This window comes from Cupriavidus sp. C2SS-8b, assembly GCF_057073745.1.
The window spans coordinates 1,259,842-1,286,127 of record NZ_CP172717.1; the positions used below are offsets into that span (position 1 = coordinate 1,259,842).

The following is a 26,286-nucleotide window of genomic DNA, read 5'->3' on the forward strand; positions in this document are numbered from 1 at the left end:
CGCTAGTCAGCCCTACTGTCGGTTCGGGGCGACGATGCCGAAGCGTTCCATCTGGCGATAGACGGTGGCGCGCGCGATGCCGAGATCGGTGGCAACCTGGGTTATCCGCCACTTGTTGCGGCGCAGGGCTGCCAGCAGGGCTTCACGCTCGTTGGCCGGCGGGACATCGTCCGTGGCTAAAACCACGCCTGCGGTGCTGTCCGTCGTGCTTTCCAGAATTTCCGGCGGTAACGCATCGATGTCGATCAGACCGTTGTCGCTCATGGCCAGCGCAAAGCGCAGCACGTTCCGCAATTGCCGGACGTTGCCGTGCCATGAATGGTTTCGCAACAACGCGAGCGCGGCGGGCGCCAGTTCCACGCGCATATCGAGCTGGCGCGCCTCGTCCTCGACAATGCGCGCGATCAGGTAGTCCTTGTCGCGCCGCTCGCGCAGCGTGGGCAGGTGCAAGGTGGCGCCGCACAGCCGGTAGTAGAGATCCTCGCGGAAGCGCTGCTCGGCAATCAATTGCCGCAGGTCGCGGTATGAGGCGGCAATCACGCGCAGGTCGACCGGGATCGGCTTCTCCGAGCCCAGTGGCATGACCTCGCGCTCCGACAGCACGCGCAGCAGCCGGCTCTGCAGGTGGAGCGGCATGTCGCCAATCTCGTCGAGGAACAAGGTGCCGCCATCCGATTGCGCGATCAGGCCGCGCATGCCCTTGGTGCGCGCGCCGGTGAAGGTGCCCGGCATGTAGCCGAACAGTTCGCTCTCGATCAGCGATTCGGGAATCGCGGCGCAGTTGACGGCGACAAAGGCCTTGCCGCGGCGCTCGCTGGCCATGTGCAGGGCCTTGGCCAGGACTTCCTTGCCGGTACCGGTCTCGCCCTGCACCAGGATATTGAGCGGCTTGTTCGCAAGACGCTTGGCCTGCAGGATCAGCCGCTGCATCTGCGGGTCGTCGGCACCCAGGGCTTCCAGGGCGGCGCTGGCCTCGGCGCTCGGCAGCGCCGCCGTGGCGGATGGCATCGACGGCTTGCCCGGCGCGCCGCGCGGCGGAATCCCCGTCGCGTAGTACAGACCGTGGTCGAACATCCGTACCGCGGTGCGCTCGGACGACGTGCCGGCACGCGCAATGCGCCACAGCTCGCTCATGTCCTCGCGAAACACCTCGGTGAGCAGGTGGCCGCGCACATCGGCCCGCGCATCGCTTTCGAGCCGCAGCTTGCGCCGCCCGCCGCTGTTGATGCCGCGGATCACGCCGTCCGCGTCGAAGGCAACCATGATTTCGCTGTCGACGTCGACCAGCGACCAGGTGGAACCGAGCCGCAGGATCCACTGGTCGCGGAAGTAGCGCAGGAAGTTCGCATCCTCGATCTTCTGCGCGTACATGGCGGTCATCTGCAGCGCAAGGTGCTGCCCTTCCCTGGGCGCCGGCGCCGTCAGCGCCGATACGTCGAGCACGCCCAGGAAGCCGCCCGTGGGATCGAACAGCGGCGCACTGTTGCAGGTGAGCGTGATGTGGCAGGCGTCGAAGTGGTCGGTCTGGTGACAGGTCACCGGCGCCTGCTCGACGATGCAGGTGCCGACCGCGCAGGTGCCGGCGCGCGCCTCGCTCCAGTCGGCGCCCAGATAAAGGCCTGAGCGCTTGAGTTCGCGGTCCAGGTGGTCGTTGCCGATGAAGTCCACCGCGACGCCGCAGGCATCGGTCAGCAGCAGCACGTAGTCAAGGCCGGATACGCGCTTGTAGAGCTGTTCCATGCCGGCGCGGGCGACGCTCAGGAAATCCTCGATCTGGTCCTTGTGCTCGCGCAGGCGGCCTGCTTCCACGATGTAGGCGGGCACGGGGCGGCTGGGATCGCGGCCATAGTCGTCGAGGCAGCGCCGCCATGAGCGCTCGATCGTGCCATGGGCTTCGCCCGGCTGCTGCGAAAAGGCGAGCAGCCGCTCGATATGGTCGCGGTGTGCTTTTTGCTGCACGACTGTCTCCTTGTCCGCCGCGTTTGAAGAGGCCGGGGACCGCGCGGCCGGTCTGCTGCCGGCCTGGCGCGGGCCCGTTGCGGCACTACGCTAATCCATTTGCCCGGCCGCCGCAACGTGCGGCGGCCGCACGGACCCGATCAGATCTCCTGCCGCTTCAGGGCCCCGGCAATGTACTCCGCCTGCCGGATTGCCAGCGCCACGATGGTGAGCGTGGGGTTGGCCGCCGAGCTGGAAGTGAACTGGCTGCCGTCCGAAATGAACAGGTTCTTCACGTCGTGCGCCTGGCCCCAGCGGTTGACCACGCCGTCCCCGGGCTTCGCGCTCATGCGGTTGGTGCCCATATTGTGGCTGGCCGGATAGGCCGGCATGTCGATCACGCGCGTGGCGCCCACCGCCTCGGACAGCTTGCGCCACTGGACCAGGCCGTGGGCCGTGATCTTGTCGTCGTTCTCGTGGTAGGTCTTGGTCACGATGGGTACGGGCAGGCCGTACTGGTCTTTCTCGGTCGGGTGCAGCGTGATGGAGTTCTGCTCGCGCGCCAGGTCTTCGCCGCAGACCCAGACGCAGCTCATGTGATCGTACATTTCCATGGCCGAGGTGAAATCGCGCCCCCAGCCGCCCGGCTTCATGAACGCGGCCGTGTACGGCAGGTGAATCGCGAGGCCTTCAAGGTAATAGCCGCCGACGAAGCCGCGCCTGGTATTGAGCGGCACCTCGTCCGCCACCACCGCCGCGATATCGAAGCCGCGGTACATGTAGACCGGCTTCTTGTGGATCGACACCGCCGCCGCGGTGGCGTGATTCATGTAGTTCCGGCCCACCTGCCCCGATGAGTTGGCCAGGCCGTCGGGGAACATGGCCGATGCCGAGTTCAGCAGCAGCCTGGGCGACTCGATCGAGTTGCCCGCCACGCATACCACGCGCGCCTTCTGCAACTGCTTGCGGCCCTTGTTGTCGACGTACAGCACGCCATTCGCACGGCCTTTGCGGTCGTGCTGGATCTGCAGCACCATCGACTCGGGCCGCAGTTCGACCTTGCCCGTGGCTTGGGAGCGCGGCACCTCGGTGTACAGCGTGGACCATTTCGCGCCGATCTTGCAGCCCTGCATGCAGAACCCGATCTGCTGGCAGCCGGGCCGGCCATCGTAGGGTTGGGAGTTCGACGCGGCCGGACGCACGATGCGCTTGTAGCCCACTTTCCTCGCACCCGCCTCGATCACCTTGTAGTGGTTGTTCGGCGGCATGGGCGGCAGGCCGCTGGCCTTGGTGCCGCACACCCCCATCTTCTTCTCGGCCAGCTCGTAATAGGGCTCCAGCTCGGCCAGCGTGATCGGCCAGTCGAGCACATTGGCCCCCTGGATGGCGCCATAGGTGGTCCTGGTGTGGAAATCGTGCTCCTGGAAACGCAACGCAACACCGGACCAGTGCACCGTGGAGCCGCCAACCGCCTTGACGATCCAGGCCGGCAGATTCGGGTACGTCCTGGTGTGGTGCCACCCGCCGGCTGAAATGCGCTTGTCCAGCCAGGAAATCTTGTTGAACATCGCCCATTCGTCGTTCTCGAAATCGGCTTGCGTATAGTGCTTGCCCGCTTCCAGCACCACGCATTTGACACCGCGCTGCGCCAGCTCGTTGGCCAGCGTGCCGCCGCCCGCGCCCGACCCCACGATCACGACGACGCTGTCGTCGTCGAGAGAAAACCTTGCCTGATCTGCCATGATGCTTGTCTCCTTTTCTGTATGCCGAGGCTCAGAGCCAGTCGATATCGTCAAATCCGCGGTGCAGGTAGCCGCCCTGCTCCCATGACGAGCCCTCGTAGCCGAACAGCGGCCACAGCTTCTTGTTGTTGTAGAGACCGGTGACCAGGTCGCCCTGGATCTTCTTGAAGAAAGGGGTGGCCTCGATGTCCTTGAGCAGCGCCACGCGCTCGTTCTCGGTCTTCACCTCGGCATAGGGCACGCCGTAGCGCTGCCTGGCGCGCTGATTCAGGTTCTGCACGCCGCCGGTCAGCAGCGTGTGCACCGCCGGGTCCTCGGCCGCGGCCGCGTCATAGGGCGCCACGGCCTCGATGTAGAACTTGTCGGCCAGCTTGTCGTGCGGATAGATGTCGCGCGCCATGCGTACCAGGGTCTTGCCGGTGGCCGCGCCCAGGCTGCGGAAGCTCTGCCGGGCCGCCACATCCGCGTTGGCCGCAAGGCCGGCGGTGGGAATCACCGTGACGCTGATCGCGGCCAGGCCGCTGCCGCGCAGAAAGCCCCGGCGCGATACCTTGGGCCGCTTGTCGAGTACGCGCATGGCGGAGCCGGCGGGTGGCATGGGTTTCATATCGGATGTCTCCATATCCTGGCGCGCGCTTGGCGTGCCTTGTTTTGTTGAATTGCACAGCGTAGGTACGCGGACTCACGGGTCCGCGGTGGCGGACAGGATGGCCGGCGCCGCTTGCGGCGCCTGGCGTGGACGCCGCGACTGGCCCGGATCCTCTTGCTCGCCGAGCACGTCGGTCAGCATGTGGTGCAGGCCCTCGGCCAGCACGGTGGCCATCAGCGGCGCGCCCAGTTGCTCGGCGCACGACGTCGTGCAGGCGCGCAGGCGCTCGGCATCGGCGGGATGCGCCTGGACCATGGCGCACAGCAGCGGCCAGTCCGGCGGCGCGATCAGCGTGCCCGAGGTCAGCAGCACACCCGTGCGCCGCCGCACCTGCGCCAGCCCGACGATCTTGCGCTGCCCGACCACCACCTCCCACGGCGACAGCGAGCCGAAGCAAGCCCATTTGAGCGACGGGTCGGGCGGCGCCATCTGCAGTTCCTCGGGCGGTACCGCATAGGCGGCAATGCCGTGGTCCCGCAACAGCCCCGCGTACAGCACGCCCAGCCAGCGATAGCTGGAGACCGTGCCGGTTCCCACCAGCGGGTGATCCGCGGGCAGCACGATCGAGGCGGACAACATCCAGGGCCCGGCCAGCACCGCGCCGCCCCCGGATTCGCGCACCACCACCGGCGCAGGCCCGCCCGCCAGCCGTGGGTGCAGGGCAGCCTGGGCGCGGCCGAGCACAATGCCCGGGGCGGCATAGGTCCACAGGCGTACGGCCGGCCGCAGCACAGGCACCGCCAGCTGCGAGCGGTTCCAGTCCTGCTCCTGCGCACAGTGAATGCCGTCGGCGAGAAAGGCGGGGGCGAGCATCACAGGCCTTCGACGGTTTCCAGCCGCGTCTTCAGGTCGGTCAGGAAACGCGCGGCGGGGTAGCCGTCCACCGCGCGATGGTCGAACACCAGGTGCAGCCCCATCATCGGTGCGATCGCGATGCTGTCGTCCCTGACCACCGCCCGCCTGGCGACGCGCGTCACGCCCAGAATCGCGACCTGCGGCACGTTGATGATGGGCGTGAAGCTGTCGATGCCGGTCATGCCCAGGTTGGTGACGGTAAAGGTGCCGTGCTGGTAGCTGCCTGCCGACAGCGTGCCGGCGCGCGCGCCCTCGGCCAGGCGGCGGCTTTGCGCGGCAATGTCCGCGACCGGCATGGCATCCACGTTGCGCAGCACCGGCACCATCAGCCCTTCGTCCAGGCTGACCGCGAGGCCGATGTTGATGTCGGGCAGCACATCGATCGCCTTCTCCTTCTCCAGCACGCGGGCGTTCAGGCGCGGGTGCTCGCGCAGCGTCAGTGCCACCGCGCGCAGCACAAAGGCAGTCAGCGTGACCTTGCACTGGGGGCCGAGACGTTGCTGCAGGGCCGCCACCGCCAGCTCCAGCCGGGTCGCGTCCACTTCGATCGACTGTGCCACGCGCGGCACCTGCCACGCGGCGCTCATGCTGCGCGCGATGGCGCCGCGCAGGCCGGCGAGCGCGACGACGCGGCGCTCGCGGGCATCCGCGGCGGAAGCCAGGCTATGGTTCATGATGCGGACTCCAGCCGGGCCAGCACGGCGCCCCGGCCGAAGGTGTCCTGCGCCGCCACGGCCAGCGCGGCAACCACCCCATCGGCCGGCGCCGTGATCTCATGGGTGGTCTTGACCAGTTCGACCACGCCCAGCACCTGGCCCGCGCCGACGGTGTCGCCGGGCTGGACCGACCATTCCTGCAACAGGGCCTCGGTGCCCTCTTCCACGTCCTGCCAGACGGCGTCGGACATCAGTACGTCGATCATGCTGCTTCTCGCTTGAGTGAATAGGAAACGGGTTGGTGCTGCACCAGCGCGCGCACCTGGGCGGCGATGCTGTCGACCTGCGGAATCACGAACTGTTCGAGCGGTCGCGAGAACGGGATCGGCACATCGGGCACGGCCAGCCGGCGCACCGGGGCCCGCAGCGCCACGCTGTCGAGGTTCTCGGCCACGATGGCGGCGATCTCGCCGGACAAGCCGAAGCTGAGATAGTCCTCATCGGCCACCAGCAGGCGGCCGGTCTTGGCCACCGAGCGCAGCACGGTTTCGCGGTCAAGCGGCACGATGGTGCGCAGGTCGATCACCTCGGCCTCGATGCCTTCGGCGGCGAGCTGCTCGGCCGCCAGCAGCGATTTCTGCACCATCTGCGACAGCGTGACGATGGTCACGTCGCGGCCGCTGCGGGCCACGCGTGCCTGGCCGAAGGGAATGGCGTAGGCCGTTTCGGGAACCGCGTTGGTGCTGCCCTCGAAGTACGACATCCACGACAGGCCCATGATGCCCTTGTGGTAGCAAAACACCACCGGGTTGTCATCGCGGATGGCCTGGATCATCAGGCCCTTGGCGTCATAGGCGTTGGACGGCACCACGACCTTCATGCCCGGCATGTGGGCAAAGCTGGCGTACAGGCACTGCGAGTGCTGGGCCGCATCGTTGTATCCGCCGCCGATGCCGGTCATCACCACCGCCGGCAGCGCCATCCGCCCGCCGGACATGTAGGTGTTCTTGGCCAGGTGGTTGTAGATCTGGTCGAAGCAGACGCCGAAGAAATCGACGAACATCAGCTCCGCGATCGGCCGCAGCCCTTCCGCGGCCGCGCCGATGGCCGCGCCCATGAAAGCCGTTTCGGAAATCGGCGTATCCATGATGCGCTCGGGGCCAAAGCGGTCCAGCAGACCGGTGGTGGCGCTGAAGATGCCGCCGTACTTGCCGATGTCCTCGCCCATCGCGAAGACGCGCGAATCGCGCTCCATCTCCTGGCCGATGGCCTCGGCGATGGCCTGGGCCATGGTCAGCGTGCGCGTGCCCTGGCCCGCTTCTTGTGCCGTTTGCATAGTGGTCTCCTGTCTTGTTGGGGGGCGCGGCTTACTGCACGAAGACGTGCTGCAGCGCGTCGCCGGGGGCCGGGTAGGGGCTGTTGCGGCCGAATTCATAGGCGGCCTCGATCCGGGCAGCGACAGCCGCGCGCATGCCCGCCTCGGTCGCTGCGTCGAGCAGGTCGCCGGCGCGCAGCGCGTCGCCGAGGACCTGGATCGGGTCATGGGTGCGCAAGGTCTTGGCCTCGTCGCGCGGGCGATAGGTTTCCGGGTCGCCCTGGAAGTGGCCCAGATAGCGGTCGGTCTTGACTTCGATCAGCGTGGGGCCTTCGCCGCGCCGTGCGCGCGCAATCGCCTCGCCGGCCGCCCGGTAGACGGCCACCGCGTCATTGCGTTCGACCAGCACGCCCGGCATGCCATAGCCGGCCGCCCGGATCTCGTTGGTCGGCACGGCGGTGGAGGCGCTCTTCTCCACGGAGATGCCGTACTTGTTGTCCTCGCAGACAAAGATCACCGGCAGCTTCCACAGTGCGGCCAGGTTCAGCGACTCATGGAACGAGCCCTGGTTGGCGGCGCCCTCGCCAAAGAAGGACACTGCCACCCAGTCCTTGCCGAGCTTGCGCGCGGCCAGTGCGGCGCCGCAGGCTTGCGGCGAGCTCGCGCCGACGATGCCGCTGCACGAGAACTTGGTCCCGGCATGGAACAGGTGCATATGGCCGCCCTTGCCGCGGCCCAGGCCGGTGGCCTTGCCGAACATCTCGGCCGTCATCGCGTCGAGCGGCACGCCCTTGGCGATGGCAAAGTGGTGCGAGCGGTGCGCGCCGACCACCGTATCCTCCTGCCGCAGATGGGCGCAGACGCCGACGGCCACCGGCTCCTGCCCGGCCGACAGGTGCATCTCGCCGGGAACCGGGCCGGCCCCGATGTCAAAAGCCAGGCCTTTCTGGATCTTCGGCGGCAGCTTGCCCTCCAGATACACCTTGGCCATGGTCTCTTCGTACTGCCGGATCTCGATCATCTTCTCGTACATCCACAGAAGATGTTGCGGTGTGGGGTCCATGCGATGTCTCCTCTTGCTCTCGTATCGGTGTCCGGCCGATGTGCCGGATAGCCTATAAGTGCAAGAGCGGTGCCAGCAGCAAACAGAGGCGTCCCAGCGCGCTCTGCAACGCCTGCAAACCGTTGCTGGACGAGGCCTTGCAGCCATCCGGCCGCAGCTCCCGGGGCGCGCCGGATGGCCGTCATGGCGAGCCGCGCGACGAGACAGACGTCGCGGTCAGCGAGACATTTGTCTCAGGTCGCCCGCATCCGATGACGCGCGCTAGGTACTGCGATCAAGGCTGTGAGAGGGGCTCGGTCCGCCGCGCCGTGAAGCCGGCATCGTCGAGGCGACCGGAAATGGGTGCTATCGGAATGAGTCGGCAGACCACTGTCGCGCCCAGGCGAAGGTTGACCGTGTCGAATGCGGCTTCGAGGAACGCGACGCTCTGGTCGGCGCGATCAACGTTGCAGCAACCCGACCGGCGTGAGCGGCCTATCGGGAAGCATCGCGCCTGCCAGGCAGCATGCGCTGCGTGCAGGCCAGCGCATCGAGCCACTGGTGCTTGACCGCGCCAGCCACATGCAGGACGACCAGGCCAAGCAGCAGGTATGAAGTCGTGGCATGCACCGTGTAGAACAGGTGTTGCAGCGTCAGGTCGACCCAGCCCCAACGGGGCAGAGGCAAGCCCCAGAAGCGCGTGCCGTACTGGTTGAACGACGAGCCCAGATAGCCGGATAGCGGCATGACGACCAGGCACATGTAGAGCACGCTGTGCGTGATGCGCGCGACTTCCGCTTCCCAGCAGCGCAGCCCCGGCATGGGCCGCGGCAAGGGCCGCCGGACCCGCTCAACGATGCGCCATGCGATCACGAGGGCGGCCGTGAGCCCCAACGATTTATGCAGATTCACCCATTCGGCCTTTCCGGGCGATCCCCGCGCCAGGCTGGTCATGTAGTAGCCCAGCGGAATCAGGGCAAACAGCAGCAGGGCATTTATCCAATGCAGGGCGATCTGAACGGCCGCATATGCGCGCGGCGCCGTGGCAGGGCCGTCCCGGTGCGCGTCCCCTGCCCGGCTAGCGTGGTGCATCGAGGCTCCCGACCGAGATGGGATAGGTGACCACGCCCCACGGCATCTTGTAGTCCTGCAGCGTATCGACGACCTCATAGCGCTTCGTGTCGATCACCTGCAGGCTGTTCGAGCGACCGCAGGCGAGCAGCAGCTTCTGCGCATCGGGGGTGAAACTGAAATGCCAGCAGCGCTTGCCAACCGGAATCACCGCGACCGGGGCCAGGCTTCGGGCGTCGAAGACCTGCAGGCGGTCGGCGCGGCTGGCGGCGACCCAGAGATAGCGGCCGTCGCGGTCGAAGGCGACGCCATAGGGGCCGCGTTCGGTCGGTATCGTCTTGATGGGCCTGAAGGCGGTGTCCAGCAGCAGCAGGTTGTCCGAGTTTTCCATCGTGACGACATAGGTCTTGCCATCCGGCGCCATCTTGATGCCGCGCGGCCGGCTGCCAAACGCCGAAACATCGATCGAGCGGATTTTTTCAAACGTCGCGAGGTCATAAGCGGCCAGCGTATTGTCGCCTTCGTTGGCCACCACCAGCAGTTTTCCGTCCGGCGAGAACTCGATGCCTTCGGTTTCGCGGGATGCCTTGATGCGGCCGACTATGCGCCATTGGCTGAGATCGACGACGGCCACCTCGGCCGGGATTTCGTCCTGTGCTTCCTCCTTCCCGGTTTTGCGCTCGCTGCCCTGTGGGCCGCCGCGCGACGCGGGCTCGTAGGTCACGAATGCGCGGCGGCCGTCAGGGGAGATGCGCATGAACTCGACGTTCTTGCCGATGGCGATGCGCCTGATTTCCTTGCGTGTACCGGTGTCGACCACCGACAGGTCGGAGCTCCCCTGGTTGGCGGTGAATAGCCAGCGACCATCGGGTGAAACCGCCAGCCCGCGGGGATCTGGTCCGACCTCGATGTGGGCGACCGGCGTGAACGTGCGCGTATCCAGCACGGTCACGCCGCCCCCTTGATTGGTGACATAGGCCACTTCGCCTTCGGCGGCATACGCCTGGCATGCCGGTCCCACGCTGAGGCAGGCCAGGGCCGCCATGCCGATGCAACGGATCAGGAAATTCACGGTCTCGCTCGCTTTTTGTTTGGCAGATGCACAGGACATTTTTTGGCGGACTTGCGTGCCGACAGCCCGCTCCACGCGTTTATCTTGGTGTGGCGTGTCGATGCGTTGTCAGCAAAAAGCGGGCCATTGTTTGGTGGCCCCTTCTAACCACGCCATCGGCAGGACGCCTACGGCTGCGCTGCGCGCACTCAGTAAAAACCGAGGGAAAGAAGAAACGGAAGCACCAGCCTCTGCGCCGTTGATGCCCCCGACCAACCGACTACTGAGCCGCGCAGCAGCCGAAGGCGATGATGCGATATCGCGGGCAGTGTCGGGCCACGGACAGTTTCGGGGCTGGTTCAATCAGTGCTGGAGAGCCTGCATACGGATGCGCTCCACGCGGCAGGCAGCGGGGCAGTCTCTGAAGCGAATACCCGTACGAAATTCTTCGCACGCTACGATCAATATTCGCCCGTTAGGGCAAGTAAACGCGTTTCTTGGTTACTTCTGAGCCTGTCAGATTTTTAGTGTGACGAGGTCATGAGACGATTACGGAAACGTCCTATGACCGACACAACAGTGACCAAGAAGAGCAAGAGCCCGAAGGCACCCAAGCTGTTCCCTGATGAACTGATCGATCAACTGCTGGCGCAGGTCCAGAACAAAGATGCCGAGTCGATCCTCGGCGAATCAGGCCTGGCTGGGCAGTTGAAGAAGCAATTGGCCGAGCGAATGTTGGCGGCCGAACTGACTCATCACCTGGAGAGCGAGGCGGAGCAAGGCAAAGCCGGCAACCACCGCAACGGCAAGAGCCCCAAGACAGTCATTACGCCCAACGGCGAGCTGACGCTCGATATCCCGCGCGATCGGCAGGCAACGTTCGAGCCGCAGTTGGTTGGCAAGTATCAACGCCGGCTTCCAGGCTTCGACGACCACGTCATCAGCATGTATGCGCGCGGCATGAGCGTGCGCGAGATTCAGGGCCATCTGCTGGAGCTATACGGGCTCCAGGTGTCGCCCGATCTGATTTCCACGGTCACGGATGAGGTGCTGGCCGACGTCGAGCAATGGCAGCAACGGCCGCTCGAGGCCATGTATCCGATCGTGTACTTTGACGCGCTCCGGCTGAAGATTCGCGACGAAGGCACGGTCAAGAACAAGGCGGTCTATCTGGCGCTGGGCATTCGGGCCGACGGCCGCAAGGAAGTACTGGGCCTGTGGATCGAGCAAACCGAGGGCGCCAAGTTCTGGCTGAAGGTCTTCAACGAATTGAAGAACCGCGGTTTGAACGACATCCTAATCGCAGTGGTCGATGGCTTGCGCGGCTTTCCCGAGGCGATCGAAGCGGTCTATCCGGATGCCCAGATCCAGACCTGCATTGTGCATCTGATCCGCAATTCGCTGAGTCTGGCGAGTTGGAAGGATCGCAAGCCGCTCGCTGCGGCGCTCAAGCCGATCTATCAGGCCGCCACGGCCGATGCGGCAGCAGCGGCGCTGGAGGCTTTCTCCCAAGGCGAATGGGGTCGTAAATTCCCTACCGTCGCGGCCATGTGGCAACGCCAGTGGGAGCAAGTGATTCCCTTCTTTGCCTATCCACCGGAAGTACGCAGAATCATATATACGACCAACGCCATTGAAAGCATGCACATGCAGTTGCGCAAGATCGTCAAGAATCGAGGCCACTTCCCCAGCGACGAAGCGGCCAGCAAGCTGTTGTTTCTGGCCTTGCGCAACATCGAAAAGGATTGGAAGATGCCGCCTATCACCTGGCGGCAGGCAGTCAATCAGTTCGCCATTCTGTTTGGCGAGCGATTCACCAACGCCATCGGCTGAGATTTCTTACAACGACCTCAGCACACGAAATTCCTGACACGTCCTTACTTCTTGTCGCTTGGACAAGAAGTAACTCGCCGGCTACGCCGGCGAAACAGCCGCGCATGCCAAGAGCGACAAGCCGGTCATCACCGAAGCCCCCCTGCCGGCTACGCGCCGCCCCACCCTGTCTCAATACAGAACATCCATCGCCCCCCGCTGCTCCACCACGCGACACCTGCCACCCTCGCGCGCGACGAATGTCGCATGAAAAGCGACAGCCCTTGCGGCCACCGTATGCCCAGGAACCGCGGCGTTTCACGCCTCACGCCGTGAGTAAACGCAGCCGGCATGCCTTCAATCCCCCCTTGGTACGCACATTGCTGAGTCCCGCCCCGGTGCCGATCGCATCAAGCCGTTGGCACTGGGCCCAGACCAATAGAGACCCACCCGGTCTCAACAAAAAAAGGAGACTTCATGCAGCGCAATGACATTCAGAAATACCTGTCCGCCGCAATCATGAGCTGTGCCGCCAGCACCGCCATGGCGCAATCCTCGGTGACGCTCTACGGCACCGTCGACTCCGGACTCCAGTTCCGCAACAAAAGCGCAGACAACGCAGGCAGCCTCACGGAATTGAGGTCCGGTGGCATCAGCCCAAGCATCTGGGGCCTCAAGGGCGTCGAAGACCTTGGCAGCGGAATGAAAGCCACCTTCAACCTCCAGGGCCATTTCAGCAGCGATACCGGGCAGCTGACCAGCGGACCCGGCTTTGGCTCGGAACTCTTCCGTCGCGAGGCCAACGTCGGCCTCGCCGGCAACTGGGGCACGATCACGCTGGGCCGCCAATACAGCCCGGCCCTGCTCGGTGTCATCGGCACCGAAGCGCGCGGCTTCAAGGAGCAGTTCTCCAACCTGTACGTGTGGGCCTACAACGAGTTGTCCTCCCCCGGCAATGCCTTGAACGCAGGTTCGAACAGCGGCAACGACGTCGGCGTGTTCATCGGCAACGCCGTGCAATACGCGAACAACTTCGGCCCGCTCTGGATGGCCGCCGCCTACTCGTTCGGCGAGATCCCCGGCAGCATGAACAAGGGCAACGAGATCTCGCTCGGCGCCACCTATTCCGGCCCCGCCACCGTTGCCCTCGGCTATCAGGCAATGAAGGACAGCGCCAGCGGCGCCACCGTCAGCCGGCTGTGGAGCGCGGGCGTCGCGGTGCCGTTCGGCGGTGCCTTCAACGGCAGGCTGAACTACATCGATGTCACCAACAATGCGACCAGCGGCGGCCGGATCTCCAACGTACAGTCGGGCGGCGCCGGGATCGACTACAGCTGGAACGGGAACAATACAACAACGCTCGCCGGCTACTACAGCCACTACAAGAGCGACGCGCACAACAGCTCGACCCGGTCGGTGGTACTGAGCAACGACTATTCGTTCTCCAAGCGCACCACCCTGTATATGCAACTGGCGTATGTCGATGCCGGCTCGGTCGGGACCGCCGATGCGCTCGAGGGCCTCAAGACCTCCATCGTCGCGGGCGGTACCGCGCCAGGTGCGAAGACCCTGCTGGCCGGTGCCGGCCTGAAGCATTCGTTCTGACCGGCATTTGACGCGGCCCGCGACCTCTGGCGGGCCGGTCTCTCCTATGGCTCCTGCAAGGTCACCCCATGGCTGGCGAAGATGCGGGCCAGTTCCCCCTTGCGCCGCAGCGACCCCATGGCACTCTCCAGCGATTCGGCAAGTGCCTTGTCGCCGGCCTTGATGGCCATGCCGACGGCCCATCCGCGCGGCGGCAACAGTGGTGAGCTGATGTCTGCCGTGGCAAAGCGCGACGTGGACTGGTTTGCGGTTTTCAACGCGCTCTCGTACTGCGCCCGGGTCACCATGGCAGCGGCAATGTCACCGGAAAACAGCGCGCGCAGCGCGTCGTCGGCTTCGGGGTAGATCCTGACCTTGTCGCGCAGCGCACCGCCCGCGCCGGACAGCAAGGCGTTGGCGCCCGCCGAGCCGGCGGCTGCGCCGGTGGCCTGGCCGGCCAGGTCCTCCAGGCCGCGCACATCCGGCACGCGTTCGCGGTCGCGCACCAGCACGAAGGTCTCGCGGTAATAAGGCGCGAAGATCAGGGCCTGGTCGTTGGCACGGATGAAGGCACGGTCGACCGGCACATGCAACATCACGTCCGCCGGGCCGTAACCAAGGTAATGCCCGCGCCATACCATCGAGCGCAGGTCATCCGCCATGTCATCGCCGGCATCGAACGGCAACAGCGAGACCTGCAAACCCAGCTCGCTGGCCAGGGCCCTGGCCAAGGCCACGTCGATGCCGGCGTACTGGCTGCCCGCGACCGCCGAGAACGGTGGCAAACCCTTGTAGACCGCCACCTTCAGCGTACCGTTCTGGCGGATCCTGGCCAGGTCCGCCAGCGCCGGCGGGGCGCACAGCAGCGCGCCGGCCGCCAGCAAGGCACCGCACAGCCTGCGCCGCATGTCGGTTGGTTCGGCAGGGGTCGGACAAGGCCTCGGGGACATGGGGTCTCTCCTGAACTTGAAGGACAAGGAAGCTGGAAAAGGGAAAAAGGGGTTCGCCAGCGGCTCGCCGGCCGGGACCGCGCCGCCTTACTCGCGCCGCGATTCCAGGTAGGTCTTGATCGCCCACACGGCTTCCTGGCTCAGCACGCCGTCAAACGGCGGCATGTAGACACGGCCGTCGCGCGTGCGGCCCTTGCGCACGGTGGTGGTGAAGTACTGCGAGATCTCGCTGATGCAGGCCTGCTTCTTCTTGGCGTCGGCCAGCGACAGGCAATCGCCGTCGATCTTGCGCAGGTCGGGGGCGATGCCGCCGGACACCGCTTCCAGGCCATGGCAGCGCGCGCAGTTCTGGTTATAGGCGGAGCTGCCGATACGCTGGGCCTCCTGCTGTTCGGCGCCGGCGCGATAGGGATTGTCCGGACGCCATTCGTCGCCAAGCTGTGGTAAGGACTTGGTGTCGACCGCTTGCGGCGTGACATCGCCGTGGGCCCATGCGGCCGGCGCGGCGCCCAGCAAGGCGCAGAGCGAGAACAAGGCAAGCAGGCGGCGCTGCGTTTTCATGGATGTCTCCTACAGTGGTGGATGGGGTTTTTGTTTGCCACCATTTCCGCAAGAGCCATACCAGCAGGCCGTAGCACGGTGCAGCGGGCTACCGTACCGCCCGGCAGCAGGCTTTCCGGCATCCCTTGGGGCGAGTGCAGTGCACCATCGCCACGGCGGTGTCCCGGAATGCCACACACTGGCAAGCGTTTTGCTACATGACGCAACACTGTCGACCGCACGCCAGGGCATGGCGATGAAGGCGCCGACAGCGACCCGCGCAACAGATCGCGGGCGACTATCAACAGGAGACCGAGACATGACCATCCCAGCGGAGCCGGTTCGACCTGCCGAGTCCGGCAATACCGCTCCTACCGGCGACCTGGCCGGCCAGCCCGAGCGCGCCGAACTGATTGCCCTGGCCCACCAGCGTTCCGCCTCGTATGGCTTGCGCCCTTATGAGTCGCCGGACTTCTGCCCGGTTCTGCAAAGCGAGCTGAAAACGCGGATCGAACGCAGCCAGTCCCTGTTCACCTATGCGCTGCCGGTGATGGAAACGCTCTACGACCAGATCGTCAACACGCAGAGCATGGTGATCCTGACGGACGCCGACGGCTTGATCCTGCACTCGCTGGGCGACGACGATTTCCTGGCCCGGGCCGACAAGGTGGCGCTGCGCGCGGGCGCGGACTGGTCGGAGGAGAGCCGCGGCACCAATGCCATCGGCACCGCACTGGCCGAAAACCGCGCCACGCTGGTCCACGGCGCCGACCATTTCCTCGAGGCCAACCAATTCCTGACCTGCTCGTGCATGACTATCCTCGACCCCTACGGGAAGACCGTGGGCGCGCTCGATGTGACCGGCGACCAGCGTGGCTTCCACAAGCACACCATGGCGCTGGTGCGGATGTCGGCGCAGATGATTGAGAACCAGCTGTTCGGCAACGCGTTCCGCGACATGGTGTGCATCCGCTTCCATTCGCGCGCGGAGTTCCTGGGCACGCTGGTCGAGGGCATCGTCTCGTTCACGCCCGGCGGGCGCTTCCTGTCGTCGAACCGCAGCGGACAGTTCCAGCTGGGCCTGTCCAATGCGGCGCTGCAGGCGCATACCTTTTCCTCGCTGTTCGGCATGCCGATGTCCCTGCTCTTCGATGCGGTGCGCGGCGCGCCGGCCGGCATCGTGCAATTGCAGCTGCCGAGCGGCGTCAAGGTCAGCGCACGCGTGGAATGGAAGTCGAGCGCCGCTTCGATGCCCGGCACGGCCGCGGCCACGGCCACGGCAGGCAGCGCCAATGCCATCCCGGAGCCGCGCCGCCTCTATGCCGCGCCGGCCCGGCCCGAGGGGCTGGCCGACCTGGACACCGGCGACGCGCAGATCCGGACCGTGATCGGCAAGCTGCGCAAGGTCATCGGCAAGGACATCCCGGTGATGGTGCTGGGCGAGACCGGCACCGGCAAGGAACTGATGGCACGCGCCATCCACGCCGACAGCCCGCGGCACGCGGGGCCTTTCATCGCGGTGAACTGCGCATCGATCCCGGAGAACCTGATCGAGTCGGAGCTGTTCGGCTACGAGGAAGGCGCCTTTACCGGCGCCCGCAAGAAGGGCGGCATCGGCAAGATGCTGCTGGCCAACGGCGGCACCCTGTTCCTCGACGAGATCGGCGACATGCCGCTGCACCTGCAAGGGCGGCTGCTGCGCGCGCTGCAGGAACGCGCGGTCCAGCCGCTGGGCAGCAGCAAAGTGATCCAGGTCGATGTCCTGGTGGTGTGCGCCACCAACCGCAACCTGCGCGAGATGGTCGCCGGCGGCCAGTTCCGCGAAGACCTGTATTACCGCCTGAACGGGCTCGTGGTGCGCCTGCCGGCCCTGCGCGAGCGCAGCGACCTCGACGTGGTGGCGGGCAAGCTGCTGCGCCAGGACCAGGGCCAGGGCGGCGGCGAACCACCGCGGATCGGCGATGCCGTGATGGCACTGTTCCGCCGCTATCACTGGCCGGGCAATATGCGCCAGCTCGGCAACCTGCTGCGCACGGCGCGCCTGATGGCGGAAGGCGAAGCCGAGATCACCGAGGACCACCTGCCCGACGACTTCCTCGACGACCTGCGCGAGCGGCAAGAGGGGGTGGCGCCGGGCGGGCAGATCATGCGGGGGTTGACGGTCTCCGTGGCTGGCCCGGGCGGGCAACCGGCCGCGCAGCCGACGCGGCTGGCCGAGGTCGAGGCACAGGTCATCGTCGCCACCGTCAAGGCGCACCACGGCAATATCTCGGCCGCTGCCAAGGCGCTGGGCATCTCGCGCAATACGGTCTATCGGAAGATGGAAGAGGCGCGCGGGCTGCCGCCTGTTCCGGGCTGATCCCCGGATATCCGTGCCGCCGTCACCCTGGCTGCCAGCGCGCGGCGACGATCGCGGCGGCGAGGGCCTTGCCCAGCGCGCCCGTGGCAAGGTGCCCGCCATCGACCCACTCCAGCCGCGCGCCGGGCATGACGGCCTGCAGGCGCCGGGCATTGGCCGGGCGGCAGACCGCGTCGGCCCGGCCATGCAGCAGTGTCACCGGCAGGCCCTGCGCGGCAATCGTCCGTGCCGCCCGCAGCAGGCCCGGCTTGCCGAGCCCAGCCCGGTTGCGCAGGTAATGCGCCTGGATGCGGTACTTGGCGATCATTGCCTTCGCCGCGCGCCCGCGCAGCGGCTGGCTGCGCCACTGCCGCCGCGCGGACAGGCCCAGCAAGGCGCGTTCGCTGTCGCGCCACGCCGCGGCGGTGTCCCGTTTCTGGACAGGTGTTCCACTTTGCAACAGTCGTGACACAGTGAGCAGGCCGGCCCGGGCATCCGGCACGCGCTCGCCGCACGGCTTGATGCGTTGCAACATGCGGCGACCGCCATGGCGCGCCGCAAACAGGTTGCCGATGTCATCGCGTCCGGTCAGGAACGCCCCGCGCAATACCAGCGCTGCTACCGCGTCCGGGTACTTCGCCGCATAGGCCAGCCCAAGCGCCGCGCCCCAGGAGCCGCCGACCACGCCCCAGCGCCCGATGCCCAGCGCCCGGCGCAGCTGTTCCAGATCGGCAAGCAGCGCGCTCACGTTATTGCGGCGCAGGCAGCCCGTCGGCCGCGACTTGCCCGCACCGCGCTGGTCCGGCATCACCACCCGATGCCGATGCCGATCGAACCACGCCGCCATGGCCGCCGAACAACCGCTGCCGGGACCGCCGTGCAGGACCAGCCATGGCTCGCCATCCGGCGGCCCGGCCAGCCGCACATGCAGGCGCTGCGCATCGGGCGTACGCAGGTAGAAGCAGTCGGAGGCGAGCGGCACGTCGGGCATGGATGTTGCCTTGCAGGGAAGCGGCAGCCAGCCTGCCGCGCCAAGACGGAATTATCACTAAACATGCCAACCAAGGAGAGAGACATGAACTGGACCACGCCTGCCTATACCGAGCTGCGGCTGGGCTTCGAAATCACGATGTATATCGCCAACCGCTGAAGCGCGCTGCGCGCGGCGACATGTCAACGTCCCGACATGACCGCCGCGATCGCCGGCGCACGGTACGCAGGCGCCACGCACGCACCGTGAAGCCGGGCAGGCATCGGCTCCGGCTGCACGGTCAGCGCGCCTGCCCCTTGCGGCCATGATCCACCCCAACTCGCTCGCGCCATGACCACCATCCGGGTACTCGGCTCGGCCGCCGGCGGCGGCTTTCCGCAGTGGAACTGCAACTGCCACAACTGCGATGGCGTGCGCCGCGGCACCGTGCGGGCCACGCCGCGCACGCAGTCATCGATCGCGCTGTCCGGCGACGGACCCGATTCGATCCTGGTCAACGCGTCTCCCGACATCCTTCAGCAGCTGCGGCAGACGCCCGCACTGCAACCGGCACGCGCGCCACGCGATACGGCCATCGCTGCGGTGTTGCTGATGGACGCGCAGATCGACCACGTCACCGGCCTGCTGATGCTGCGCGAGCACCGCCAGCGCTTGCCGCTCTATGCCACCGCCGCGGTGCTGGACGACCTCGGCACCGCGTTCCCGCTGACCCGCATGCTGTCGCACTACTGCGGCTTGCAGACGCATACCCTGCCCGGCGACGGCACGCCGTTTTCGGTAGCACAGCTGGACGACATCGTGCTGACCGCGGTGCCGCTCCAAAGCAAGGCACCGCCCTACTCGCCCGGCCGCCACGCGCCGCGCACCGGTGACAACATCGGCCTGCGCATCGAAGACCGGCGCAGCGGCCGCCGCGCCTTCTATGCGCCCGGCCTCGGCAGCGTGGATGACCACGTCTTCGCCGAACTGCGCAGCGCGGACATCGTGCTGGTCGACGGCACGTTCTGGCGCGAGGACGAGATGCAGTCGCTCGGCTTCTCCGACAAGGCCGCCGCCGACATGGGGCATCTGCCCCTGTCGGGTCCCGGCGGCATGATCGAGGTCCTCGACCGGCTGCCGGCGAGCCGCAAGATCCTTATCCACATCAACAACACCAACCCCGTGCTGGTGGACGACTCGCCGGAGCGCGCCGTGCTGGCGCGGCACGGCATCGAACTGGCGTACGACGGCATGGAGATCGCGCTTTGACATCTGCCACTGCATTGAGCCCCGCGGAATTCGAGGCCCGGCTGCGCGCCAAGGAGAGCGGATACCACATCCACCACCCGTTCAACCAGCGCATGGCGGCCGGCCTGTGTTCGCCCGAACAGATCCGCGCCTGGGTCGCAAACCGGTTCTACTACCAGGCCAATATCCCGCTGAAGGACGCCGCCGTCCTGGCCAACTGCCCCGAGCGCGACACGCGCCGCGAGTGGGTGGTGCGCATCCTCGACCACGACGGCACCGACACGCAGCCCGGTGGCATCGAGGCCTGGCTGCGGCTGGGGCAGGCCACAGGGCTGGAGCGCGAGGCCTTGCTCGACCATCGGCATGTGCTGCCGGGCGTGCGCTTCGCCGTCGACGCCTATGTCAACTTCGCGCGGCGCGCGCCGTGGCAGGAAGCCGTGTGCTCGTCGCTCACCGAGATGTTCGCGCCCGAGATCCACAAGGAGCGGCTGGCCGGCTGGCCTACGCATTACCCGTGGATCGAGGCCGCCGGACTCGATTACTTCCGCTCGCGCATCCCGCTTGCGCAGCGCGATGTCGACCATGGCCTGCGCGTGACGCTGGGCTACTTCCGCACCCCGGAGCAACAGCAGCGCGCCCTCGATATCCTGCAGTTCAAGCTCGACATACTCTGGTCGATGCTCGACGCCATCCAGCTTGCCAACCCATGACCACCAATCCGCCAGAACTCGCCCGCCCCGTCCTGCACCGGACCTTCCGCCTGCAGTGGGAAGACGCCCAGCAGAGCTGGGTGCTGCTGTATCCGGAAGGCATGGTCACCCTCAACGACAGCGCTGCCGCTATCCTGCAGCGCTGCGACGGCGGCCATACGCTGGATATGCTGATCGACGACCTGCAGGCCGCTTTCGGCGTGCAGGGCATCGCCCCGGAGGTACATGCCTTTGTCAAACATGCAACCGAACGCGGCTGGCTGGTCTGATCGGCCTGCCGCGCAGCCCGGCCCGCCGCTGTGGCTGCTGGCCGAGCTGACCTACCGCTGCCCGCTGCACTGCGCGTTCTGCTCCAACCCGGTCGACTATGCCCGGCACACGGCTGAACTCGACACTGCGCAATGGTGCGACGTCTTCACCCAGGCCCGCGCGCTCGGCGCGGTGCAGCTCGGCTTCTCCGGCGGCGAGCCGCTGCTGCGCAAGGACCTGGAACAACTGGTGCGGCATGCGCACGGCCTGGGCTTCTATACCAACCTCATCACGTCCGGCGTGGGCCTGACCGACGCCCGGCTCGCCGCGCTGCGCGACGCGGGCCTGAACCATATCCAGCTGTCCTTCCAGGATTCCACCCGCGAGCTCAATGACTTCCTGTCCAGCACCCGCACCTTCGACCTGAAGCAGCGCGTGGCGAAGCTGATCAAGGCGCACGGCTATCCGATGGTGATGAACTGCGTGCTGCATCGGCACAACCTGCCGCATGTCGGCACCATCATCGAAATGGCGCTGCAGATGGACGCCGAGTACCTGGAGCTGGCCAACACGCAGTACTACGGCTGGGCCTGGCACAACCGCCTGGCGCTGATGCCGACGCAGGAGCAATTGCTGGAAGCGGAGTCCGTGGTCAGGCAATACCGCGCGCGCATCGGCAGGCAGTGCCAGATCCTGTTCGTGGTGCCCGACTACTTCGAAGGCAAGCCCAAGAAGTGCATGAACGGCTGGGGCACGACCTTCCTTGGCGTGGCGCCCGATGGGACGGCGCTGCCGTGCCATGCGGCGCGGATGTTGCCGGGCCTGGCATTGCCCAATGTCACCACGCACGGACTGCGGGAGATCTGGCGTGACAGCGAGGCGTTCCGCCGCTTCCGTGGCACCGGATGGATGCAGGAGCCCTGCAAGTCATGCGACCATCGCGAGGAAGACCATGGCGGTTGCCGCTGCCAGGCGCTATTGCTGACCGGCGACCCCGCCGCGACCGATCCGGTGTGCGAGCGCTCTGGCGAACATGGCCGGGTCCGGGAGATTGTGCTGCAGGGCCGGCTCGCAGCATTGCAGCCGAACACCGAGGCGCAGCCGATGGTGTTTCGCAGCGATGGCAATTCACTGCGACTGAGCCGCGGGAACCAATGATGGGTCGGTCCCCGGCTGAGCTGGCACTACGGATGTAGTGCCACAACCCACGCTAATCCTTACCTAGCCAACGCTCAGCACCCACTCCGCGAGTTTCCTGGCATCCGCCTCCCCCAGGTTCCCGTGCGCCGGCATGGGAACCGGACCCCACACACCCTTGCCACCTTCGCGGATCTTCTTGCCGAGCCGCTCGGCCGCCTCGCTGTCTCCCTTGTACTTAGCCGCCACTTCCGCAAAGCCCGGCCCCACCAGCTTCGTCTGCATGCCATGGCAGGCGAAGCATCCGTTCTTGTCCGCCAGCGGCTGCATATCGGCCGCCGTGCCCGCCTGAACCACACCAGGCAGCAGCAAAGCCGCCGCCAGCGCCATCCATTCCTTCTTCATTCTTCGTCTCCCGCTGTGTCAGCGTGCAAGTCAGCGGGCGTCGCCATGGCGACGCCCGCGTGTCTGGCGATCAACCAGCCTGGGTTCAGCTCTTATGCAGCTTGAACACCCATACCGATCCGCCCTGCTCCAGGAAATTCACGCGCTTGGCGACTTCCCCGCCCCACAGCGGCACCGCCCCGCCCCAGCCCGACACCACGGCCACGTACTGCTCGCCGTTGTCTTCCCAGGTGACCGGCGGCGCCACCACGCCGCTGCCGGTCTGGAACTTCCAGAGTTCCTTGCCGGTCTTGGCGTCGGCGGCCTTCAGGTAGCCTTCGGGCGTACCCCAGAACACCAGGCCGCCGGCGGTGGTCATCACCCCGCCCCACAGCGGCGCGTTGTTCTTGACCTCCCAGATGATCTTGCCGGTCTTGGGGTTGATGGCGCGCAGCGCGCCGATGTAGTCCTCGTTCAGCGGATGGATGGTGAAGCCGGCGCCCAGGTAGGCGGCGCCCTTCTTGTAGCTGACGGGCTCGTTCCAGATATCCATGGCCCACTCGTTGGCCGGCACGTAGAACAGGCCGGTCTGCGGGCTGTAGGCCATCGGCTGCTGGTTCTTGCCGCCGAGGAAGCCGGGCGCGGCCAGCACGGACTTGCCCTTCTTCGGGTCGGTGCCGCTGGCCGGGTCGCCGGGGCGGCCTTCGTCGATATAGTTGGGCCGGCCGGTCTTCAGGTCGATGCCGCTGGCCCAGGTGATCTTCTTCACGAACGGGAACGCATTGACCAGCTTGCCGTTGTTCGCGTCGTTGACATAGAAGAAGCCGTTGCGGTCTGCCTTGCCGCCCATGCGCTTGCCGTCCAGGTCGAAGGTCACGAACTCGTTGACGCCGTCGAAATCCCAGCCGTCGTTCGGGGTGTTCTGGTAGTGCCAGACGATCTTGCCGGTGGCCGGATCGATGGCCACCGTCGACGCCGAGTAAAGGTTGTCGCCCTTGCGGATATGGCTGTTCCACGGGCCGGGGTTGCCGGTGCCGAAGTAGACCAGCCCCGTCGACGGATCATAGGTGCCGCCGAGCCAGGTGGCGGCGCCGCCGGTCTTCCAGGTCTCGCCGGGCCAGCTGGCGTTCTCGGTGCCGGTCACGCCGTTCTCGGTCTTGTTGCCGTCCTTGTCGTACTTGTAGCCCATGTGGCCTTCGACCACCGGACGCGACCACACCAGCTGCCCGCTCTTGGCATCGCGCGCCTCGACCCGGCCGACCACGCCGAATTCGCCGCCCGAAATGCCGGTGAGCACCATGCCCTTGACGATCAGCGGCGCCGCCGTGTACGAATAGCCCGCGGCATAGTCCGCCAGCTTCTCCTTCCAAACCACCTTGCCAGTTTTCTGATCAAGCGCCACGAGTTGCGCATCCAGCGTCCCGAAGATCACCAGGTTGTCGTAGAGCGCCGCGCCGCGGTTGACCACGTCGCAGCACGGCATGATGCCTTCCGGCAGCCGGTGCTCGTACTTCCACAACTTGGCGCCGGTCTTCAGGTCGAGCGCGTAGATGCGCGAGTACGACGCCGTGACAAACATCTTGCCGTCGTGGATCAGCGGCTGGGCTTCCTGTCCGCGCTGCTTCTCGCCACCGAACGAGAACGACCACGCCGGCACCAGGTTGCCGACATTTTTGGTGTTGATGCGCGTAAGCCCGGAATAGCGCTGGCCTTGCGGCCCCATGCCCCATGACAGCACGTCGCCGGGGCTCTTCGCATCGTTCTCGATCATGGCATCGGTCACCGCCGCCTGCGCGGCCAGCGTGGCCACGGCAGCCGCGGCTGCCACCACTACTCGTAAGGTCCTCATTGTCTTCTCCTCGTTATTTTCCGTTTCCACCGGTGCGCCACTGCGCCGCAACCAGTGACGCAGTTGGCAATTCCCATGCCAATCGGATTTGCGCGCCAGTCCGCCGATTGCCGCCGCGTGGCGGCGTTGCAGCCGTGTCAGCACGCAACATTGCGTTGCATCTGCTCCAGAACTGAACAGCCAGCAGTGGCCGCGCCATCAGCCAAAGCCGTGCGCCACCGCATAGCGATGCATCTCGACGCGGTTGGCCAGCCCCATCTTCTTGCGGATCAGCGTCTGGTAGTTGGCCACGGTCTTGGTGCTGAGGCAGAAATGCGCGGCGACGTCCTCGATCGCGGTGCCGCGCGCGAACTGCCGGAACAGGTCGAATTCTCGCGGCGACAGCGCGAAGTGCGGCGGCTGCGTGCCCATGTCGACCAGGCCGGCAATGTCATCGGACAGCACTTGCTGCCCTGCGGCGATCTTTCGCACCGCGTCCACCAGCGCGTCGGGCGCGCTGCTCTTGGTCAGGTAGCCGGCCGCGCCGGCGCGCATCGCCTGCATCACGACGGCCGCGCTGTCGTGCATGCTGAACACCAGCGTGCGCAGCGCCGGCACACGCACGCCCAGCCGCCGCAGTATCTCCAGGCCGCCGCGGCCCGGCATCGACAGGTCCAGGATCAGCACGTCGGCCCGTGTCCGGACCAGCCAGTCGTAGGCGGCATTGCCGTCGCCGAACTCCGCCACCACGCGCATGCCTTCGTCCAGTTCGAGCAGGCGCCGGTAGCCCGTGCGCACCACGGCATGGTCGTCGGCAATCACCACATCGATCGGGTTCATGCCGCCTGCCTCCCTGCTTGCATCGATGACGCCTCCTGCGCGGGCGCAGGCAGCGGAAAACTTGCGCTCAGGCGGCAACCCCGCGTATCCCCGGTGCGTTGAGCGTCTCCGACCAGCAGCGTGGCGCAATGCGCCCAGGCGCGCTCGTGCATGCCCCGCAGGCCATGGCTGCGCTGCAGGGCCGCGTCGATGTCACCGATGCCAGCGCCGTCGTCCTCCACACACCAGCAGACCTTGTCCCCATTCCTTGCGATGCAGACCGACGCCCGGCGAGCGCCGGCGTGGCGCATGACATTGGTCAGCGCCTCCTGCGTCATCCGGTAGAGCGTCAGGGTCAGGTCCGGCCCCAGCATGGCGCCGCCAAGATCGACGGCGCAATCGAGCCGCACCGACTGGCCCGGCTGTCCCCGCCAGCTGCGCACCAGGTCCTGCAGCAGCCGGTCCACGCCGGCGACGTGTCCGTCTGGCTGCGCGCCATGCGGGCGCAGCCGATGCAGCAGGTGGCGCACTTCGTCCTGGATCCGGGCGCAATGTCCAGCCAGGTCGTTGGCCACGATCTGCAGCATCGGCGCATGCGAGCACTTGCGCACCAGGTACGTGGCATCGGCGCGCATGGCGGTCAGCACCTGGCCGAACTCGTCGTGCAATTCACGCGCCAGCCTGGCACGCTCGCATTCCTGCGCGTCCAGCAGCTTGCGGCTCAGCGCACGCCGCTCGGCCTGGTGATGCGCCAGCGCGCCGGCCAGGTCGTTCAGCGCGCGGCGAACCTGATCCAGTTCGCGGATGCGCATGGCGGGCAGGCGCAGGCTGTAGTCCTTGCGCTCGTAGTGGCCAATGGCGTCGAGAATCTGCTGCAAGGGCGCGAGCGCCCGGCCCAGCATCCACGACAGGCCGCACAGCAACAGCACGCTGTACGCGCTCAGCAGGGCCAGGTTGCCGATGACGTCGCGGCGCGCCTCGCGCACTTCGCTGTCCGGGTTCCAGCGCAATGCGGCATGGTAGACGGTGCCATCGCGCGCGCGGATGTCCCATTCGCTTTCCGCGTGGGCCAGCTCCGCCTTCGGCGCCGTTTCCACCAGCGCGTGGCCGGCGGCGTCCTCGACGTGCAGCCGCAGGTGGCGCAGGCGCGCCGATTGATTGATCGCGCGCAGTGCGGCAAGGTGCGCCGCGCGCTCCGCCGGCCCGGCGGACTGCAGTGCCGAGAGCCGCGCGACCAGTTGCGCCGTGGCGGCGGCACCGCTGCGCTCTTCGCCAATGGCCTGCTGCGCCAGCCACAGCGTCACCAGCAACGCGCCACCGAGGCAGGCGCAGGACAGCCAGAACGCACGGCTGGCCAGGAAACGCGACATCGTCATGGCAGTGCTCCTCCGGAGGAAG

The 26,286-nt window shown here is 66.7% G+C and carries 25 protein-coding genes; 8 read left to right on the plus strand and 17 right to left on the minus strand.

Annotated elements, in window-relative coordinates:
• Positions 1-12: 12 nt before the first annotated feature.
• The 10 genes from ACIGJB_RS22735 to ACIGJB_RS22780 all read right to left on the minus strand — a co-directional run bounded on the left by ACIGJB_RS22735 (position 13) and on the right by ACIGJB_RS22780 (position 10,340).
• The gene (locus ACIGJB_RS22735) at positions 13-1,959 is read right to left on the minus strand and encodes a sigma-54-dependent Fis family transcriptional regulator (protein WP_483734533.1); all 1,947 of its coding nucleotides are present in this window, start codon (positions 1,957-1,959) and stop codon (positions 13-15) included.
• A 140-nt stretch (positions 1,960-2,099) separates the two neighbouring features.
• Positions 2,100-3,680, minus strand: a complete 1,581-nt coding sequence (locus ACIGJB_RS22740; RefSeq protein ID WP_483734534.1) for a GMC family oxidoreductase — start codon at positions 3,678-3,680, stop codon at positions 2,100-2,102.
• A 31-nt stretch (positions 3,681-3,711) separates the two neighbouring features.
• Positions 3,712-4,287, minus strand: a complete 576-nt coding sequence (locus tag ACIGJB_RS22745) for a gluconate 2-dehydrogenase subunit 3 family protein (RefSeq protein ID WP_483734535.1) — start codon at positions 4,285-4,287, stop codon at positions 3,712-3,714.
• A gap of 75 nt (positions 4,288-4,362) precedes the next feature.
• Entirely contained in the window at positions 4,363-5,142 is a 780-nt protein-coding gene (locus tag ACIGJB_RS22750) for a lipoate--protein ligase family protein (RefSeq protein ID WP_483734536.1), read from the minus strand.
• The gene (locus ACIGJB_RS22755; protein ID WP_483734537.1) at positions 5,142-5,858 is read right to left on the minus strand and encodes a dihydrolipoamide acetyltransferase family protein; all 717 of its coding nucleotides are present in this window, start codon (positions 5,856-5,858) and stop codon (positions 5,142-5,144) included. The genes ACIGJB_RS22750 and ACIGJB_RS22755 overlap by 1 nt, the downstream gene beginning before the upstream one ends.
• Positions 5,855-6,106, minus strand: a complete 252-nt coding sequence (locus ACIGJB_RS22760) for a lipoyl domain-containing protein (protein ID WP_483734538.1) — start codon at positions 6,104-6,106, stop codon at positions 5,855-5,857. Before ACIGJB_RS22760 ends, ACIGJB_RS22755 begins: the two co-directional genes overlap by 4 nt.
• The gene (locus tag ACIGJB_RS22765; RefSeq protein WP_483734539.1) at positions 6,103-7,176 is read right to left on the minus strand and encodes an alpha-ketoacid dehydrogenase subunit beta; all 1,074 of its coding nucleotides are present in this window, start codon (positions 7,174-7,176) and stop codon (positions 6,103-6,105) included. The genes ACIGJB_RS22760 and ACIGJB_RS22765 overlap by 4 nt, the downstream gene beginning before the upstream one ends.
• Before the next feature lie 31 nt (positions 7,177-7,207).
• A complete protein-coding gene (locus ACIGJB_RS22770; RefSeq protein WP_483734540.1) occupies positions 7,208-8,218 on the minus strand; it encodes a thiamine pyrophosphate-dependent dehydrogenase E1 component subunit alpha in 1,011 nt (336 codons plus the stop codon).
• 474 nt (positions 8,219-8,692) lie between these two features.
• A complete protein-coding gene (locus ACIGJB_RS22775) occupies positions 8,693-9,289 on the minus strand; it encodes a cytochrome b (RefSeq protein ID WP_483734541.1) in 597 nt (198 codons plus the stop codon).
• A complete protein-coding gene (locus ACIGJB_RS22780) occupies positions 9,276-10,340 on the minus strand; it encodes a cytochrome D1 domain-containing protein (RefSeq protein WP_483734542.1) in 1,065 nt (354 codons plus the stop codon). Before ACIGJB_RS22780 ends, ACIGJB_RS22775 begins: the two co-directional genes overlap by 14 nt.
• A 543-nt stretch (positions 10,341-10,883) precedes the next feature.
• On the opposite strand from ACIGJB_RS22780, the gene ACIGJB_RS22785 reads away from it, so the two are divergent.
• Positions 10,884-12,152 (plus strand): IS256 family transposase, encoded by a 1,269-nt coding sequence (locus ACIGJB_RS22785; protein ID WP_483729500.1) that lies wholly within the window; start codon positions 10,884-10,886, stop codon positions 12,150-12,152.
• A gap of 456 nt (positions 12,153-12,608) precedes the next feature.
• Positions 12,609-13,736, plus strand: a complete 1,128-nt coding sequence (locus ACIGJB_RS22790; RefSeq protein ID WP_483734543.1) for a porin — start codon at positions 12,609-12,611, stop codon at positions 13,734-13,736.
• Between the two features lie 44 nt (positions 13,737-13,780).
• Here the strand turns inward: ACIGJB_RS22790 and ACIGJB_RS22795 are convergent, their stop codons facing one another.
• Positions 13,781-14,665 carry a substrate-binding periplasmic protein gene (locus ACIGJB_RS22795; RefSeq protein WP_483734544.1) on the minus strand — a complete coding sequence of 295 codons (885 nt, stop codon included), beginning with the start codon at positions 14,663-14,665 and terminating at the stop codon, positions 13,781-13,783.
• A gap of 87 nt (positions 14,666-14,752) precedes the next feature.
• Entirely contained in the window at positions 14,753-15,226 is a 474-nt protein-coding gene (gene pedF, locus ACIGJB_RS22800) for a cytochrome c-550 PedF (RefSeq protein WP_483734545.1), read from the minus strand.
• A gap of 298 nt (positions 15,227-15,524) precedes the next feature.
• Between pedF and ACIGJB_RS22805 the strand changes: the two genes are divergently transcribed.
• A complete protein-coding gene (locus tag ACIGJB_RS22805) occupies positions 15,525-17,564 on the plus strand; it encodes a sigma-54-dependent Fis family transcriptional regulator (RefSeq protein ID WP_483734546.1) in 2,040 nt (679 codons plus the stop codon).
• A 22-nt stretch (positions 17,565-17,586) separates the two neighbouring features.
• On the opposite strand, the gene ACIGJB_RS22810 is transcribed toward ACIGJB_RS22805, so the two are convergent.
• Entirely contained in the window at positions 17,587-18,534 is a 948-nt protein-coding gene (locus ACIGJB_RS22810) for an alpha/beta fold hydrolase (RefSeq protein ID WP_483734547.1), read from the minus strand.
• Positions 18,535-18,618: 84 nt separating this feature from the next.
• Between ACIGJB_RS22810 and pqqA the strand changes: the two genes are divergently transcribed.
• From pqqA to pqqE, 5 genes are all read left to right on the plus strand, one after another.
• A complete protein-coding gene (pqqA, locus tag ACIGJB_RS22815) occupies positions 18,619-18,693 on the plus strand; it encodes a pyrroloquinoline quinone precursor peptide PqqA (RefSeq protein ID WP_009277446.1) in 75 nt (24 codons plus the stop codon).
• A 171-nt stretch (positions 18,694-18,864) separates the two neighbouring features.
• On the plus strand, positions 18,865-19,782 hold the full coding sequence (pqqB, locus tag ACIGJB_RS22820; RefSeq protein WP_483734548.1) for a pyrroloquinoline quinone biosynthesis protein PqqB: 918 nt from the start codon (positions 18,865-18,867) through the stop codon (positions 19,780-19,782).
• Positions 19,779-20,471, plus strand: coding sequence for a pyrroloquinoline-quinone synthase PqqC (pqqC, locus tag ACIGJB_RS22825; protein ID WP_483734549.1), 693 nt, complete (start codon positions 19,779-19,781; stop codon positions 20,469-20,471). The genes pqqB and pqqC overlap by 4 nt, the downstream gene beginning before the upstream one ends.
• A complete protein-coding gene (gene pqqD, locus ACIGJB_RS22830; protein ID WP_483734550.1) occupies positions 20,468-20,740 on the plus strand; it encodes a pyrroloquinoline quinone biosynthesis peptide chaperone PqqD in 273 nt (90 codons plus the stop codon). The genes pqqC and pqqD overlap by 4 nt, the downstream gene beginning before the upstream one ends.
• Entirely contained in the window at positions 20,712-21,878 is a 1,167-nt protein-coding gene (pqqE, locus tag ACIGJB_RS22835; RefSeq protein WP_483734763.1) for a pyrroloquinoline quinone biosynthesis protein PqqE, read from the plus strand. Before pqqD ends, pqqE begins: the two co-directional genes overlap by 29 nt.
• 63 nt (positions 21,879-21,941) lie before the next feature.
• Here pqqE and ACIGJB_RS22840 read toward each other — a convergent pair whose 3' ends face one another.
• The 4 genes from ACIGJB_RS22840 to ACIGJB_RS22855 all read right to left on the minus strand — a co-directional run bounded on the left by ACIGJB_RS22840 (position 21,942) and on the right by ACIGJB_RS22855 (position 26,264).
• On the minus strand, positions 21,942-22,262 hold the full coding sequence (locus ACIGJB_RS22840) for a c-type cytochrome (RefSeq protein WP_483734551.1): 321 nt from the start codon (positions 22,260-22,262) through the stop codon (positions 21,942-21,944).
• Between the two features lie 85 nt (positions 22,263-22,347).
• Positions 22,348-24,090: a PQQ-dependent methanol/ethanol family dehydrogenase gene (locus ACIGJB_RS22845; protein ID WP_483734552.1), complete on the minus strand. Its 1,743-nt coding sequence runs from the start codon at positions 24,088-24,090 to the stop codon at positions 22,348-22,350.
• A gap of 198 nt (positions 24,091-24,288) precedes the next feature.
• A complete protein-coding gene (locus ACIGJB_RS22850; RefSeq protein ID WP_483734553.1) occupies positions 24,289-24,909 on the minus strand; it encodes a response regulator in 621 nt (206 codons plus the stop codon).
• Positions 24,906-26,264 (minus strand): sensor histidine kinase, encoded by a 1,359-nt coding sequence (locus tag ACIGJB_RS22855; protein ID WP_483734554.1) that lies wholly within the window; start codon positions 26,262-26,264, stop codon positions 24,906-24,908. Before ACIGJB_RS22855 ends, ACIGJB_RS22850 begins: the two co-directional genes overlap by 4 nt.
• Positions 26,265-26,286 lie beyond the last annotated feature (22 nt).